This is a genomic window from Nitrospirota bacterium (assembly GCA_035873375.1).
Lineage (GTDB): Bacteria > Nitrospirota > Thermodesulfovibrionia > Thermodesulfovibrionales > JdFR-85 > BMS3Bbin07.
The window spans coordinates 36,819-51,782 of sequence record JAYWMQ010000053.1 but is presented as its reverse complement, the minus strand read 5'-3'; the positions used below and the strand labels follow the sequence as shown (position 1 = coordinate 51,782).

The window sequence follows — 14,964 nt, the reverse complement described above, 5'->3', positions numbered from 1 at the left end:
CTCTCTCATATCCATATTGATCCTGTCGATCATCCTGATATGATCCGAAAACCGAACAAGGAAATTGGCGGAGTCTTTAAGTGCCTCCGTTATATCATCCATTATCTCGTGGAGCTTGTTGGTAAAGAGATTCAGCTCATCATACCTGTCAAACTCGAGTTCCCTGAAATCTTCAAGTAGTGCATCCACATATGTAATCTTGTCCGGAATGGAATAAGCGTATTTGCTGTTGAAGTCATCTATTTCCTTTGTTAGCCTGCTGCCGGCATACTCGATTTCGTCTTTAATATCTAATATTCCCCTTGTTTCAGAAAGTAGATAATTTTTCAGGATTGTTAACTCACCTACGAGGTTCATCATCCGTTCTATGTTATCAACATGAACTCTGACGTAATTCGACAGTACCTCGACGTCTTCTTTTCTCCGGGGCACCTGCCTCTTTTCGGGTACAGCCTTTTCTTTCTTGACAGAGATACTCTTTGCAGTCTTTTCCCCGGAAAGGATTTCTTTAAGGCTTTCCTCGACTTCAGCGGCAACTTCTCTTGTTTCAGGATTTCCAAGTGTTATTTCCGATATGAGGAGTTTTATGGCATCAAGGGTATGGAGAAGCCAGTCAACGACCGGTCTGGTAACGGGGGTATTGCCGTCCCGGATTGACTCAAGGACATCTTCGAGGTTATGTGCAACCTTGCTTGTGGTATCAAGTTTGACAAGTGCAGCGGAACCCTTAAGGGTGTGAGCAGCCCTGAAAAGCTCCTGTATGCCGGAAAGTTCCGAAGGGTTCTTTTCCAGTTTAAGGAATCCTTTTTCAAGGACAACCAGGTGTTCTTCCGCCTCTGCAAGAAAGAAATCGCGTAAACCCTTTTCTGCCATTACCTCAACCTGTATGTTTCAAAAAATTCCGGGACATCAATAAACTCACCTCTGTAATCTGCGGCCAGATCCGGCATCTCGTTTGCAATAATTCCAAAAAGAGTCCTCTCCACCTCAAGCACTATCAGCCACCTTTCTTTAGCCTTTTCTTCCTGAAGCTCCTTCAGGGTGGCGAGATTCACAACGGGCACGGCCTCTCCTCTCAGGGATGTAAGCCCCTCTATGTAAGGGGGACTGAGAGGCAGGGGGGAGATATCTGAAAGCTCCGCTATTCCCTTTAGATAGGCCATGTCTACTGAAAACTCCTGCGCGCCGACAGAAAATATACAGGCCTTTAATTCGGGAGTAGCATACTCCTTTTCCGGAGTGCCTGAGTTTTCTATATTTTCAACCATTTTGCAATGTCTTCCTCATTGGACTGAATTTCACTGTTATCTACTCATGAGGTGTTTTTTTACCGCCTCTAAAAGATCTGTTGGCTCAAAGGGCTTTGTAACATATTCATCAGCTCCCTGCTTTAATCCCCAGAACCTGTCACTGTCCTGTGTCTTGGATGTAATCAGAATAATAGGGATGTGTCTGTATTTTTCATCTCTTTTAAGAGACCTGCATACCTGGAAGCCATTCTTTTTAGGCATAACCACATCAAGTATTATCAGATCCACCACTTCCGACCTCACCTTTTGTTCGGCCTCATCTCCGTTTGATGCAGTCAGTATCTCATAACCGGTCTCCTTCAAGGCATTTTTTATAAACTGAAGGTCGGTAATACTGTCTTCTGCTACGAGAATCCTTGCCATCTAAGCTCACCTCCTCTCATCCTTTATCTTTAATAGCCCAATCTTTTGCAGGGAATAACAAATCCTCTTTGCCTCCAGTTCGTCAATCTTGCTTTTAATTATAATATCCTTCAATCTCGTTTTACCATCAATGAGTGAGAATATCCTGAGTTCCTTATCCTCAAGGGTAATGCCCTCAAGTGCGTCCTCATTGGTTATTAATCTCAGGGGGATCATATCGTCACTTCTGAATATCTCCGCAGCAAGCCTGCTTTCATCCAGTTTTCTGAGTCCATCAAGAATGGTTGCACTCGTTGACAGCCTGAATTTTATGTCACTCATGTTCAGGGGCAGGGGTGTCTCTTCGAGATAGAAGTGGCCGGAAGTCGCTGCGAGCGTATGAAATATTGCGTCTTCAGTCAGGCGTTTCAGGTAGCCCATAAGTTCATCGTCTGTAATAGAGCCTTTCTGGACGAGTACCCTTCCCACCGGCAGGTTCAGTTTTTTTGCCTCCGCGACAATGTTTTTTAAATCTTTCTTTTTTAGTTTTTTTTCTTCAACGAGAAGGTCTGTAAGAAATGTCCTGTAGCCGGGTTTGCTTATGGTGGAGAAGACAATCTGTCCCCTTTCCAGGTATATCTCGGAGTTGAGATTCGATGAGACTACCGAGAGTCTGCCTGATAGATTCAGCATTCCTATGAATTGCAGGACATCTGCAACTGTAAGATACCTCAGCTCACCTGAGATTATCAGTCCGGTAGAACGGGCAACCTCGGTCTCCTTGAGGACTTCAACCATAAGGGTTTTGAGCATAACCCTGAATTCTTTCTCGAAATAATAACGTAACAGTTTGTCTATGCCTTCAATTAATTCCCCCTCTGTATCCAATGGTGCAGATATAACCGTTTTATCCGGAGCCCCTTCCTGAACACCCAGAACCTCGTTTATCTTTTCTATAAGCTCGTCGGGTTCAAAGGGCTTCTGAAAATAATGGAGGACACAGAATTTCTCTTCAAAGGACTGCCCTACATCCTCCCCCTTGGAGGTTATCAGTATCAGGGGGATATCCTTCAGCTTGCGGTCGGAACGTATAAGTTTACAGAGTTTATACCCGTTCATCCTCGGCATTACAAAATCAACGAGTATTATTGAAGGTATGACCTTTCTTGCGATTTCAAGTCCTTCGTCACCATCAGGGGCGGTATAAACCTCATAGCCTTCCCTTGACAGAACCACTTCCACCAACCTCCTGACAGTGAGAGAGTCATCTACAATAAGAACAGACTTCTTTTTTCCCATACTGCCTCCATACGGGGGTTATTTATCAAAAATGAAAATATACTCATCAGGTCTGGAGAGATTCATATCTTCACGGGCGTGTTTTTCTATGTAGAAGGGGTTTTCTTTCAGCAACGTTATCTCCTCATTCAGCTTTACATTCTCCTTCTGCAGCTCCGCAACCTCGCCGATTACCGTTGTGCGTCTTGCCTTGAGTTCAAAAAACTTTACAACCCCATTTTCATCAAACAAGAGTACCCAGGCCAGATAAAAGATAAACATCAGCAGGACGGTAAAGCAGACTATCGACTGCTTCTTCCTCTCATTAACTACCTGTTTCCTGAGCAGGTTCTGAGGATACATAACTATAGACCATTATATCATAATTTTCATAAAGTATAGCATATTTGCCCGTTGTATCAAAAATAGCGATGGAGAGATGACAGGGTTCCTGTCTGCAATCTTGCCTGTGATGCGTGACGCCAGGACGTGTGCTTTATCCTCTGAGGTCAGTAATACCCAACAATACTGTGTTCCCTTCTGGTAAAATATCCCGTGTTTGAAAAAAGGCTTGAAGGGTTAATACATGAGGGGCTTTTCAGGAGTATAAGCGACAGGTATTCCCCTCAGGGCAGGGTAATAAAGACGGGGAGAGGGTCCCTGATTAATTTCTCCTCTAACGATTACCTTGGCCTTTGCAATCATCCCTCCATAAGAGAGGCCGTTGTCCGGGCTGTTGAAGAGTATGGGACCGGCAGCGGTGCATCGAGACTCATATCTGGTGGAACAGTTCTTCACCGGAGGCTTGAATCTCTTGTATCAAGACTCAAGGGTACAGAGGCATCCGTCATATTCGGTTCCGGATATGCGGCAAACACCGGAGTTATCCCTGCAATATCCGACGGCAATACAACGATCTTCAGTGATGAGCTCAATCATGCCAGCCTTATAGATGGGTGCCGTCTCAGCAGGGCACGTCTCTTTATATACAGGCATAATGATATGGAGCACCTCAATGGGCTGTTGCACAGACACAGAAAGGGAAAATCAGTGATAATCACAGACTCTGTCTTCAGCATGGATGGAGATATTGCCCCTTTAGGAGAATTGCGGGAATTGGCTTTCAGGTATGATGCAATCCTTTATATAGACGATGCGCATGGCACGGGTGTTCTTGGAGGAGGGAAGGGGGCGCTCGGTCACTTCGGTCTTTCTCCCGAGCCCTTTATAATACAGATGGGAACCCTTTCGAAGGCTGTGGGCTCCTGTGGTGCCTTTGTTGCAGCTACGGGGGTTGTAACCGAATGGCTGATAAACACTTCAAGGACGCTTATGTACTCTACTGCACTTCCGGCACATCTCGTCGCTGCCTCTATTGAGGCAGTCAATATTATTCTTGATGACCCCTCCCTGGTGGAGAGGCTCTGGAAGAACAGGAACTGCCTTGTCCGTGGACTTCATTCGATTGGTGTAGATACAGGCTTGTCTCAGACCCCGATTGTGCCTCTTGTGCTCAAAGATAACCGGTCAGCCGTTGGTCTTTCGGAGTTTTTGATGAGCCGGGGGATTTATGCACCTGCAATCAGGCAACCGACGGTCAGGACTCCAAGGGTGAGGGTTACAGTGTCCGCAGTTCATACAGAAGAAGATCTGGATCTTCTTATAAAGAGACTGAAGGAGGCACGGGATTGCGGGTTGTTATGATCTCAGGAGCTTCAGGCGGGCTTGGCAGCAGGCTTGCCGAGGGGTTTGACAGTAAAGGCTACAGGGTTGTTCTCCATTATTTCAGGTCAGAAATTGAGGCCGGAAGGCTTGAGGGCGTACTGAAGAATGACCCTTACCTCCTGAGGGGTGATATCGGAGATTTCAGGGATGTGCAGGGGATGGCGGAAGCTCTTGACAGGGATGTGGGAAGACTTCAAGTGCTTGTAAATAATGCCGGCATTACAAGGGATGCGCTGTTACTGAAATATCCCGAGTCTGACTGGGATGACGTGATAAGGACAAACCTGAAGGGGGTTTTTAACAGTATCAGGAACTTTGCTCCGATCATGATAAAATCAGGGGGCGGGCATATTGTCAATATATCTTCTTACTCCGGATTGAGAGGGAAAGAGGGACAGGCGGCATACAGTGCATCAAAGGCAGCACTCCTGGGACTCACCTCTTCCCTTGCAATGGAATTTTCAGAATACAACATAAATGTCAATGCAGTTATACCGGGATACCTGCCGCTGGGAATGGGGCTTGAGTCACCAAAGGCAATGGAGGGGGCCAGGCGTGCAAGTATCAGGGGTAACCTTTCAGACCCTGACGATGTGGTTGATTTCATCGCCTATCTTATAGGGACCCGGGGGATAACAGGGCAGGTCTTTTCGCTTGAGAGCAGGAAGTGATGGAGTGATGAAACGCGGTGTGTTTATAACAGGTACTGATACAGGAGTTGGTAAGACCATAATAGCTGCTGCAATCACCCGTGCGCTTAAAATGAGGGGGGTAAATGTTGGCGTGATGAAACCCGTTGAGACAGGCTGCAGGGTGGAAGGTGAAAAAGGGCTTGTGCCTGTGGACGGTGCCTTTCTGCAGTATATGGCGGAGACTGATACCCCTCTGTCAGAGATTACTCCTTACAGGTTTGAGACTCCTGTTGCCCCGCTCGTAGCCTCTGAGATTGAAGGCAGGGCAATCAGGAAGGAGGTAATACTGACCACTTTTGAGAAGATTGCACGTAATCATGACTTTATGGTGGTTGAGGGCGTGGGCGGATTAATAGTTCCTGTGAGCAGGGACCTCCTGGTCAGTGACCTTGTCAAACTGCTCGACCTCTCTATTATTGTTGTTGCCGGAAACACCCTTGGAGTAATAAATCATACCCTCCTGACTGTAAAGGCTGCCGAAAATGAAGGTATCCACGTTGCAGGGGTGGTAATAAACCATACGCATCCACCTCATGGCGACATTGCCGAGGATACAAACCCCCGGGCTTTGGAAAAACTGCTTACCGTGCCGGTTATAGGGGTTTTTCCGTATCTGGAGGAAAGGAGTAAAGAGGAGATGGACAGGGTATCAGGGTATGCCTTGTCTGTAGAGACGCTGACGGCTTGATTATGAGGGTGAAGGGCGTGGAGACCCAGCCCCTGCTGCGCATGCAGGTTTAAAATCATTAACTCGTTATATTGCTGAGAGGGTGTATGAATACGAGATTATTTAGTTTAAGCGCTTCGGCACTCTCAACAATCTGCCGGTGATGTGTAAAGAGAATCACCTGATTCTTTTCAGCCAGAGAAGCCAATGCCTTTAGAGTTGCCTCGGCTCGGGCGTCATCAAAGTTGACAAGGATGTCATCTGCAATGAACGGCATCGGCTCATGCTTTTCAACCCGCCACTCAAGTGTCGCCAGTCTCAATGCAAGGTAGAGCTGGTCCCGTGTACCCGAGCTCATTTCCTGAACAGTCTTGAAACTGCCATCAGGGCAGACTCCAACAAGAATCGGCTTGCCGCTATCGTCAATATCAGACCTGAGACCTGAAAATGCTTTCAGGGTCAGTTTAGAAAAGTAACGGGCAGCGATTTTCAGGATCGGGTCCTGGTTCTCCTGCCGGTAACGGTCAACCTCCCTCTTGAGGACCAGAGCTGCAATTCTGAGACGAACATAGTTATCGGCGAGGCGTCTGACTTTTGTCAGAGCCTGTTGGGCCTCCTCCTCTTTTTCAGCAGCCTTTCCGCTGCCGTCCATCTGTTGCAGTATGGTGCGTGCCTCACCCTTATCCTCTGACAGCTTTTGGATCAGCGGGTCAAGTTCATCCTTAAGCTGTCTCTCCATTGTATCAATCTTGCCGGGCAGGCCATCAGGATCTACATCCAGGCTTTGTTTGTCCAACTCTTCAAGCGGTACTCCCTCAGCAATGCCGGCAAGCGTCTCTTCAACCTGGCTTAATTTTTCCTTTAAATCAACTAATTCCCGAAAATTTCTCTCAATCTCATATAACTGCTCATCATTTTCGCATCGTGCAGTTTTTTTCAGTTCATCAATTTTTTCCATAGCCCGATCAAGCTCTACTTTAGCCAGGCGTATATCTTCTTCAGTAGCTTCCACGCGTTCCATGAAACCATCTCTTTTTGTGGCCAGGGCTCTCGCTTCTTTCAGCATGGACTGAAGCTTGACCACTGCCTGCTCCGGAGGCAGATCGTTGATCTCCGGTGCAACGGATTCTACGAGAACCTGAACATCTCCGGAAAACTCATCCTTAAACTTATCCATAGCATCTATCCTTTGTTTAGATTCTTCAGCCTTTCCGAGTTGCTCAAGACAATCCCTCAGGTTTTCCAGAGCTTCAACCGCGTCTTCCGGAGTGGTGTCTTCAGGAAGCCCGATACCTTCCATAGGTTCCTTCCAGTCTTTATGCCAGCTATCCATTGCACTTTTACTGGTTTCTAATTCTTTTCTTGCAGGCTCAATATCTCTCTGAATCCTGTTAATGTCTTTTTCCAGCGAATGCCTTTGATTGTTATTTCCTTTCAGTTCCTCAAGAAGCTGTTCCGCATAGGCAATAGTCGGCTCTATATCATCACTCTGAAATTTTTTGTCTTTACCTATGTCTTTCAGTTCGCTGACAAGCAGCACCAAAAGGCCCTGACGCTGATCAACCAGGTTTTGTTTTTGCTCCATCTTATCCATCTGGTCTTTAAGCATTCTCTGAATTTCCTGACAGCGCTCGATCCAGCCTCTCATCTCTCCGGGTGATAAGGGCGTTATACCGCAGCTGTGCCATATTTCCTTCCAGGCTTTCTCTATTTGGATCAGACGCTCAGCAGCTTTGTCTCCTGATTCTTGTAATCGTTGAATCTGTTTATCAAGTTTTTCTGCCTCGGCTGTCAGGTGCGCATACTTGTGGACCCGCTCTGCCTCAGTACGAAGGTGGTCGGAAACATCATCCGCATTCCTGACTCCTTCTTCATAAGCCTCTGGAAGTTCTTTACTTAATCCAAGCTTTTTCAGCTCCTCTGCGATATCTTCTTTCTTCAGCCAGTCCCGCCTGACAATCTGCCACAACTGATCACGACTGTCACGCACCTGATCCAATTCCTCAACTGTAGGTACAGCTCCGGCTTTTTCCATTTCTCCAAGCTCGGATTTAATTCGGTCAATATCTTCCTGAGCCCCCTGTAGTTTTTCTTCTACGTTTCGGACTGTCTCAGAGGTGTCCCGAATATCATCAGCAAATTTATTCACCGTATCGAGAGAAGGAATGGGAAGAGAAAGAAGATCATCAATCTGACTTTCCCAGGGGACAAGCTGTTTCGTCTCGGTTTCCGCAGAGGCTCGGTGGTTTTTAATCTCCAGATCCAGACCCCGGATATGCTGGTCTATGTCCCCGGCTTTACGCGTACTTTTAACTGCCGAGGCCAGCCCCGACATCTCTGTATAAGCAGGTAGCGTTTCCAGATCGGTTTTGGTCTTCATGAGTGAACCCGTTAGATCTTTAACCAGCTTTTCAGCCTGCCTCAGGCTTTTCTTAATTCCGGCATATCGATTGCCAAGTTTGAGTATGTCCTGTCTTTTATCGATGAAAGGCTTTATTTCATTAATACGGGAAATTTCAAGGCCGGGAACAACATGATTCAGCAGGGTTGCGGCCTTTGTCCTGTAACGGATCATCTGGTCATGAACCCCTGGCTTGTCCTTCTTTGCCTGCAGTCGTGTTCCCAGCCGCTGATGCAATGCATCGACCGTTTCCGCCTGATTAAGGAGTTCCTGTCGAACAGCACAATCGGCTATCTTCTCCTCAAGACTCTCCTTTAGGGACTCAGCATCACTTAGCTTTTTACCGAACTCATCAATGTCATTACGAATTTCCGATAGGCTATCCAGAAAGTTTCCAGGCAGGTGATCCAGAGACCCCAAGGCATTCAACTTCTCCAGCATATCGCGCCTTCCGGACAGATACGGCATTGCGCGCTTCAGTCTTCTGAGCCGTTCCAGCTCCGCACGGCAATTATTTCGCTCCTGTTCAGCTTTAACAAGCTGAGCAGATGCTGTTTCAAAGAGGTCTTCCTGTTTTTTCCATTTGCTGCCGGGTAGAGACAGAACACGAATCTCTTTCTTTAAGGACTGAAAGTGTTTTGTCGTCTTATTTATTTCAGGCTTACTTCCTCCAGCCTTAAAGAGGTCTGCACCTTCCTTCTCCAGAGCTTCAATAATCCCGTGCAGGGACGAAAGTCCGGCGCCCGCTGAAAAGAGGGCCTGCCCCACATCCCCCTTCTGTTCAAGGATGTCCTTTCCTCCTGAGATCAGAGTTTCATGGTTAATGCCGAAAAGGGAGTCAAAAAGGGGCTCTCCCACACCTGCCAGAAAATCATTAAGAGTGCCGGCATCAAGTAAAGCCATATCAGCATCAAGAAGATCGCCGATATTCCGTTTTCTTCTCCAAAAGACCAGAGAATCTCCCTTCGAATTTTCGAGGTGTCCTCCAATCAGTAGCTTGCTGTAGTCGTGCAGGAAGTTGTCAGGAGTCCGCGCATCGATACCGTAAAAAAGGGCCTTGAGCGCTCTCAGGGCAGTGCTTTTGCCTGCCTCATTTGGTCCGAATATGACGTGAAGTCCCGGCAGTTCTGAGGACAGGTCGATCGGGAAATCAGTAAAATGGCCGTATGCTTTGATGTCAAGCCGTTTGATTCTCATTATGACCGTCCTTCGCTGAGCAGCCGTGCGACCAGGAGGTCTTTAATATCAGAAATGATCTCGTCCCACTGGCCGGGATCAGTCGGATCAAATGGATCAACCCCTCCGCGAATCTCCGCCGGTAATTTATTAAGAAACGCTGTCATTTCCGTGTCAAGGTCAGCCAGTTTGTCCACATCTATTGCGAGGTCCTTAAGATTGGTCAGCAGCATTCCTATCGGAGTGTCACCCTGAATTAATGATTCAGGGTCAGTGTGCTCCCGTGTTCTCAGCTTAACTTTCTCCAGCCAGACTCCGGCTCCGCCAAGATTGCCGGCAATTGCCCTGAACGCTTCAGTCCAGTAAGGGGACTGAGCGTGTAATTTCTGATGAGACGGGGTTGTTCCCTTCAGCTCCAATCGAACTATAACCGGACGTCCATCGCCGTCTGTCAAGGCCCTCTCGCAAACCTTCTGCACGCGATCACAGACCTCATCCGTGTTTAAACAGTCCTTGAGATCGATCTCATACAAGCTCCAGCGCAGGACATCGAGGTCTATATGTTCTACGTTGCTGATCTGGTTTCCATCGACCGTAACCATAGTACATCCCCTGGCCCCGGTCTCCCGGATATGTCTTCCCTGAATGTTTCCGGGAAAAACTATCCAGGGATCACTGTGAACTTTCTCACGATTATGTACATGGCCCAAGGCCCAGTATTGATAACCTTTTGCACTCAGGTCTTCGACAGTGCAGGGGGCATAAGGCTCATGACCATCCCGCCCGGAGAGTGCAGTATGTAATAACCCTATATTGAAGTGCCCGCTTTTGGCTTTTGGATAATCTAAACTCAGGTTATCTGACACTGCTCTGTTTGCAAAGCTCTGCCCGTGAACAGCAACATTTATATTATCGATAGTAACCGTCTCAGGTTTTCGGGAAGAAAACATATGAACATTATCGGGCAATTGCAAGGTTCTGGTCATCTGGTTTGAGGCATCGTGATTGCCCGATATAATAAAAACACGTATCCCCGCATCTCTCAGTTTAACCATGCATTTATTAAAGAACCGACCTGTGTTAAAGTCTCGCCATTCACCATCATAAAGGTCCCCTGCAATTAAGACAAAAGCAACTTCTTCACGAATTGCCAAGTCAAGCATATTTTCCAGGGCATGACGACTCGCTGCCCTGCTCTCTTCTAAAGGAGCGTCTTCCGGTAATTCTAAACCTTTAAGAGGGCTGTCGAGATGAATATCGGCTGCATGGATAAAACGAAACATGGTTTAAATTCCCCTTTTATTCAATTATGATCCGCTTATCATCCGTAAAAAGTATCCTGATTGTTCTGTAATCCTGCCTGAAAATAGCTGAACTATTGCCTACCCGGATTATTATGTGATGCAGAGTGTCGGGGCGTCAAGTCCGGCCTGCCGTGAAATGCTCCCACCTCCATTACTTGCGCGATTGGATACTATCGCAGCACTCTATATTATATGTTAAATTAGACAACAAAGCTTCAAAATAAATCATAACCTTCCTGACTGTAAGTGGGGGGAGGGGACCCCGCCCCTATGGGCAGGATTAAAAACTTTCCGAGTTATGCAACACAGCTTAAAAAGCATTAACTTAGACTGTAATTCTGAAATTTTATAGACCAGTATTCCAATACTGTATTGTAGTATTAAAATACTGCAATAATTTTGTTGACATTCAGCTCATTTATATTGTATAGTGTGTAATGTTTAAAGAAACCTCTGTAAGTCAGGCAAAAAACATCCGGCTCTCTCAGTTGGCTGAAAAAATCTTCCAGGGTCTGTACCCTTCCAGAAAGAACGGGAAAATCAGCTTAAGTAAAAATGTCCCTGCTATAAACATCAAAAACATTGTAGATGGCCGGATAGATATCGAGGCCCCTTGCCTGATATCAGTTGACAGCCATAGGCATTTGGAGAAATATACTGTGCGTTCCGGTGACGTGGTAGTTACCTGCAGAGGTACAGTCCTTAAATCGGCTGTTGTCCCCGAAAGTCTCGATGGTTATTTGATAGCATCAAACCTTATAGCCATACGTCTCAATGGTAATTTTGAGCCCATATTCCTGTCTGCCTTCTTTCAGAGTCCTGAGGGACAGAAGATTTTGCTTTCAAACGTCAGGTCTTCTACCAGGCAGATAGCCCTGACAGTATCAGATATTGAAAAAATAGAAGTACCTTTAATCCCTGTAGAAATTCAGAAAAGGCTTGCGGGCTTAATATCGGCTGCTGACAATTGTTATAGAGCTGCGGTTGAATCTGCCAATCTGAGACGTGATATAGCTTACAGCATTGCCCTTAAATCATTTATGCAATCATCTAACCAGTTGGAGGTAAAAGTTGAATAGAAGACTTACAAGGGAACAACTCAATGCTCACCTGTGGGGTGCTGCAGATATTCTTAGAGGCTCCATTGATTCATCGGATTACAAAAATTATATTTTTGGAATGCTTTTTTTGAAACGCCTTTCGGATGTTTTTGAAGAAGAGGCGGAAAAAGTTGAAAAAAGGGAGCTTGAGGCCGGAACTCCCCCGAAAGAAGCCAAGAAAATTGCATGGGAAGACCCGGATGAGCACCAGTTTTTTGTGCCTCCACGGGCAAGATGGTCTAAGATAAGAAAGGTGTCAACTCAGATGGGTGAAGCCCTTAACAAGGCATGTGAAGCCCTTGAGGAACAGAATCCATCTCTTGAAGGTGTCCTTGCAGTGATAGACTTTAACGACCCTTACAGGCTTGGGGATGCAAAAAACCGTGAAACGGTTCTTCTGCGGCTTGTTCAGCATTTTTCGCAGATTGGACTGAAAAATTCAGACCTGTCGGAACCAGATATGCTCGGCAGGGCCTATGAGTACCTGATAGAGAAATTTGCTGATGATGCAGGCAAAAAAGGGGGAGAATTTTATACACCGCGGAAGGTAGTCCAGCTTCTTGTAGAACTCCTTGCCCCGGGAGAGGGGATGAGAATCTGCGACCCAACCGTAGGTTCCGGAGGTATGCTTATTGAATGTGCCCATCATATTGAACGCCGGGGAGGAAACCCAAAGAACCTTTCACTTTTTGGCCAGGAGAAAAATCTCGGCACCTGGGGAATATGCAAAATGAACATGCTTCTGCACGGACTTCCTGATGCAAGGATCGAAAAAGGAGATGTTATTCGTGACCCAAAGCTTGTTAAGGACGCTGAACTCATGCTCTTTGACAGGGTGATAGCAAATCCTCCTTTCAGTCTTGATGAGTGGGGCAGGGAAGTGGGTGAAAATGATGGATATGGACGTTTCCGATTTGGTCTGCCTCCAAAGACAAAAGGCGATTATGCCTTTGTCCAGCATATGGTGGCAACCATAAATATGCAGGGCATGGTAGGTGTTGTCATGCCCCATGGTGTTTTATTCCGTGGAGCTGCGGAAGGAAGAATCCGCCGGGGACTTCTGGAACATGACCTTTTTGAGGCTGTTGTAGGACTTCCGTCAAATCTGTTTTATGGGACAGGCATACCGGCAGCAATATTGATATTCAATAGAAACAAACCAGATGAACGAAAAGGGAAAGTTCTATTTATCCATGCTGCAGATGAATATGAGGCTGGAAAGAATCAGAATCTTCTGAGGGAGCAGGACATAAAGAAGATTGTAAAAACCTTCAGCGAGTATAAGGATATTGAGCGTTATGCCAGGGTTGTATCGCTTGAAGAGATTAAAGACAATGACTATAACCTGAATATCACCAGATATGTGGATAACACAATTCCTGAACCAAAGATTGATGTAAAGGAGGCCTTAAAAAAGCTTCGCCGGCTTGAGAAAGAGCGTGATGAGGCAGAGGCAAGGATGAATGCCTTCTTAAAAGAATTAGGATATTGATAAACTGTATTCACCTTAGCGGTGAAAATAAGTTGACAAGTTATCAGTTATGTTTTATAATATATGGAGAATGATTAGTGAAGTTTAGGTTTGCTGATTCTAAGCTGAAACGTCTTTATCTTTATGGAACTGGAAGCGAAGGCTACCCTTTGGGTATAGTGGAGGCTTTCAAAAGGCGAGTAAGGACTATTGAGGGTGCTAAAGACGAAAGGGATTTGAGAGCATTAAAGAGTCTGCACTTTGAAAAGCTGAAATCAGAAAGGAATAGATATTCCATAAGGCTTAATAAAGGATGGAGATTAATATTAACGATTGAAAAAGATGAAGATGGGAAGACAGTGGTTTTAATAGAGATAAATAACCATTATGGGGACTAAAATGGAAAACAGGAAAAGGCCATATCGGCCAATACCGCCGGGTGAAATATTAAAAGAAGAGCTTGATGCACGTGGCTGGACCCAGGGAGATTTTGCAGAAATAACGGGTAAGCCTTTGCAGTCCATTAATGCAATAATAGCCGGTAAGAAGACAATTACCCCGGAGACAGCAATCCTTTTCTCGGAAGCACTGGGGACTTCCCCTGAGTTCTGGTTGAACCTTGAATCAGCTTACAGGTTGGATATGCTTTTTCAGGAGCAACATAAGGCAGAGCTTGTTTCACGAAAAGCAAAATTATACAGTATAGCTCCGGTAAAAGAACTGATAAAACGCGGTTGGATAAAGGCGTCAGAGTCGATTAACCTGTTAGAAGCAGAGGTTCTTGACTTCCTTGGCATTCCAGATTTGGATACCCCCCCTGCAATAGCAGCAGATTTTCGTAAGTCCGGCTCTGGTGTTATTGATACTCCATCGCTCATGGCTTGGATAAGAAAAGCAGAAATAGAAGCACGAAAACACTCCTGTCCCGAATTTGACTTAAAAAAGTTAAGGCAATCTGTTAAGGGGTTAGCCTTACTTTCTGTTGAGGAGCAAACCACCCGCCAGATCCATCAAAGACTCTGTGAACTCGGCATCCGACTTGTCTTTGTGCCACCTCTGCCCCAGACGCGTGTTGATGGTGCTGCCTTCTGGCTGGACAAAAAGTCACCGGTAGTTGCCCTATCTCTGAGAATGGATAGAATGGATAATTTCTGGTTTACGTTGATGCATGAACTTGCACATTTGTTAGAAAGTTCCAGGAATAATATCAGTTACATTGACAAGGATATAACAGACGAACCAGAGAACGAAGTTGAGAAAAGGGCAAATCAAACCGCACGTGACTTGTTAATCCCATCAGAGAGTTTCAGGGATTTTGTAAGCCGGAGCAACCCATATTTTTCAAGAAAGATTGTTATCTCTTTTGCCCGGAAACTTGGTATCCACCCTGCAATCGTTGTTGGAAGATTACAGTACGAAAAGCTGATACCCTATACCAATCTGCGCAATCTGATGAGTAAAGTACGCCCGATATTTGCTGAATATATCAAAACTTAGG

Annotated in this window: 14 protein-coding genes; 7 read left to right on the top strand and 7 right to left on the bottom strand. The window is 45.9% G+C overall.

Translation table 11 applies throughout. The annotated features are described in order from the left end of the window. The 5 genes from VST71_11560 to VST71_11540 form a co-directional block, all read right to left on the bottom strand. A partial coding sequence (locus tag VST71_11560) for an Hpt domain-containing protein (GenBank protein MEC4686356.1) occupies positions 1-873 on the bottom strand: 873 nt, incomplete at its 3' end. Beyond that, positions 873-1,268, bottom strand: coding sequence for a chemotaxis protein CheW (locus tag VST71_11555; GenBank protein ID MEC4686355.1), 396 nt, complete (start codon positions 1,266-1,268; stop codon positions 873-875). The genes VST71_11555 and VST71_11560, both read right to left, overlap by 1 nt. A gap of 36 nt (positions 1,269-1,304) precedes the next feature. After that, positions 1,305-1,673 carry a response regulator gene (locus tag VST71_11550; protein MEC4686354.1) on the bottom strand — a complete coding sequence of 123 codons (369 nt, stop codon included), beginning with the start codon at positions 1,671-1,673 and terminating at the stop codon, positions 1,305-1,307. 6 nt (positions 1,674-1,679) lie between these two features. After that, entirely contained in the window at positions 1,680-2,951 is a 1,272-nt protein-coding gene (locus VST71_11545; GenBank protein MEC4686353.1) for a response regulator, read from the bottom strand. A gap of 18 nt (positions 2,952-2,969) precedes the next feature. Further along, positions 2,970-3,293: a septum formation initiator family protein gene (locus VST71_11540; protein MEC4686352.1), complete on the bottom strand. Its 324-nt coding sequence runs from the start codon at positions 3,291-3,293 to the stop codon at positions 2,970-2,972. Between the two features lie 192 nt (positions 3,294-3,485). On the opposite strand from VST71_11540, the gene bioF reads away from it, so the two are divergent. Genes bioF through bioD form a run of 3 tightly spaced genes read left to right on the top strand, consistent with a single transcriptional unit; the run spans position 3,486 to position 6,035 of the window. After that, entirely contained in the window at positions 3,486-4,634 is a 1,149-nt protein-coding gene (gene bioF / locus VST71_11535; protein MEC4686351.1) for an 8-amino-7-oxononanoate synthase, read from the top strand. Then, positions 4,631-5,326: an SDR family NAD(P)-dependent oxidoreductase gene (locus tag VST71_11530; GenBank protein MEC4686350.1), complete on the top strand. Its 696-nt coding sequence runs from the start codon at positions 4,631-4,633 to the stop codon at positions 5,324-5,326. Before bioF ends, VST71_11530 begins: the two co-directional genes overlap by 4 nt. A gap of 7 nt (positions 5,327-5,333) precedes the next feature. Continuing rightward, positions 5,334-6,035, top strand: a complete 702-nt coding sequence (gene bioD, locus VST71_11525) for a dethiobiotin synthase (protein ID MEC4686349.1) — start codon at positions 5,334-5,336, stop codon at positions 6,033-6,035. 58 nt (positions 6,036-6,093) lie between these two features. Here bioD and VST71_11520 read toward each other — a convergent pair whose 3' ends face one another. Next, positions 6,094-9,612: an AAA family ATPase gene (locus VST71_11520; GenBank protein ID MEC4686348.1), complete on the bottom strand. Its 3,519-nt coding sequence runs from the start codon at positions 9,610-9,612 to the stop codon at positions 6,094-6,096. Then, entirely contained in the window at positions 9,612-10,874 is a 1,263-nt protein-coding gene (locus tag VST71_11515; GenBank protein ID MEC4686347.1) for a DNA repair exonuclease, read from the bottom strand. Before VST71_11515 ends, VST71_11520 begins: the two co-directional genes overlap by 1 nt. A 458-nt stretch (positions 10,875-11,332) precedes the next feature. Here VST71_11515 and VST71_11510 point away from each other — a divergent pair, with 458 nt between their 5' ends. From VST71_11510 to VST71_11495, 4 genes are all read left to right on the top strand, one after another. Next, a complete protein-coding gene (locus tag VST71_11510; GenBank protein ID MEC4686346.1) occupies positions 11,333-11,974 on the top strand; it encodes a restriction endonuclease subunit S in 642 nt (213 codons plus the stop codon). Beyond that, the gene (locus VST71_11505; GenBank protein ID MEC4686345.1) at positions 11,967-13,487 is read left to right on the top strand and encodes a type I restriction-modification system subunit M; all 1,521 of its coding nucleotides are present in this window, start codon (positions 11,967-11,969) and stop codon (positions 13,485-13,487) included. The genes VST71_11510 and VST71_11505 overlap by 8 nt, the downstream gene beginning before the upstream one ends. 77 nt (positions 13,488-13,564) lie before the next feature. Further along, positions 13,565-13,864 carry a type II toxin-antitoxin system RelE/ParE family toxin gene (locus VST71_11500; protein ID MEC4686344.1) on the top strand — a complete coding sequence of 100 codons (300 nt, stop codon included), beginning with the start codon at positions 13,565-13,567 and terminating at the stop codon, positions 13,862-13,864. Position 13,865: 1 nt separating this feature from the next. After that, the gene (locus VST71_11495; protein ID MEC4686343.1) at positions 13,866-14,963 is read left to right on the top strand and encodes a HigA family addiction module antitoxin; all 1,098 of its coding nucleotides are present in this window, start codon (positions 13,866-13,868) and stop codon (positions 14,961-14,963) included. The last annotated feature ends 1 nt before the right edge of the window (position 14,964 follow it).

What these genes read in the sequence shown, in the direction of transcription:
- bioD (MEC4686349.1), top strand. Translation starts at nt 5,334, where the DNA reads ATGAAACGCGGTGTGTTTATAACAGGTACTGATACAGGAGTTGGTAAG.
- VST71_11540 (MEC4686352.1), bottom strand. Translation starts at nt 3,293, where the DNA reads ATGTATCCTCAGAACCTGCTCAGGAAACAGGTAGTTAATGAGAGGAAG.
- VST71_11495 (MEC4686343.1), top strand. Translation starts at nt 13,866, where the DNA reads ATGGAAAACAGGAAAAGGCCATATCGGCCAATACCGCCGGGTGAAATA.
- VST71_11550 (MEC4686354.1), bottom strand. Translation starts at nt 1,673, where the DNA reads ATGGCAAGGATTCTCGTAGCAGAAGACAGTATTACCGACCTTCAGTTT.
- VST71_11555 (MEC4686355.1), bottom strand. Translation starts at nt 1,268, where the DNA reads ATGGTTGAAAATATAGAAAACTCAGGCACTCCGGAAAAGGAGTATGCT.
- VST71_11530 (MEC4686350.1), top strand. Translation starts at nt 4,631, where the DNA reads ATGATCTCAGGAGCTTCAGGCGGGCTTGGCAGCAGGCTTGCCGAGGGG.
- VST71_11510 (MEC4686346.1), top strand. Translation starts at nt 11,333, where the DNA reads ATGTTTAAAGAAACCTCTGTAAGTCAGGCAAAAAACATCCGGCTCTCT.
- VST71_11545 (MEC4686353.1), bottom strand. Translation starts at nt 2,951, where the DNA reads ATGGGAAAAAAGAAGTCTGTTCTTATTGTAGATGACTCTCTCACTGTC.
- VST71_11515 (MEC4686347.1), bottom strand. Translation starts at nt 10,874, where the DNA reads ATGTTTCGTTTTATCCATGCAGCCGATATTCATCTCGACAGCCCTCTT.
- VST71_11520 (MEC4686348.1), bottom strand. Translation starts at nt 9,612, where the DNA reads ATGAGAATCAAACGGCTTGACATCAAAGCATACGGCCATTTTACTGAT.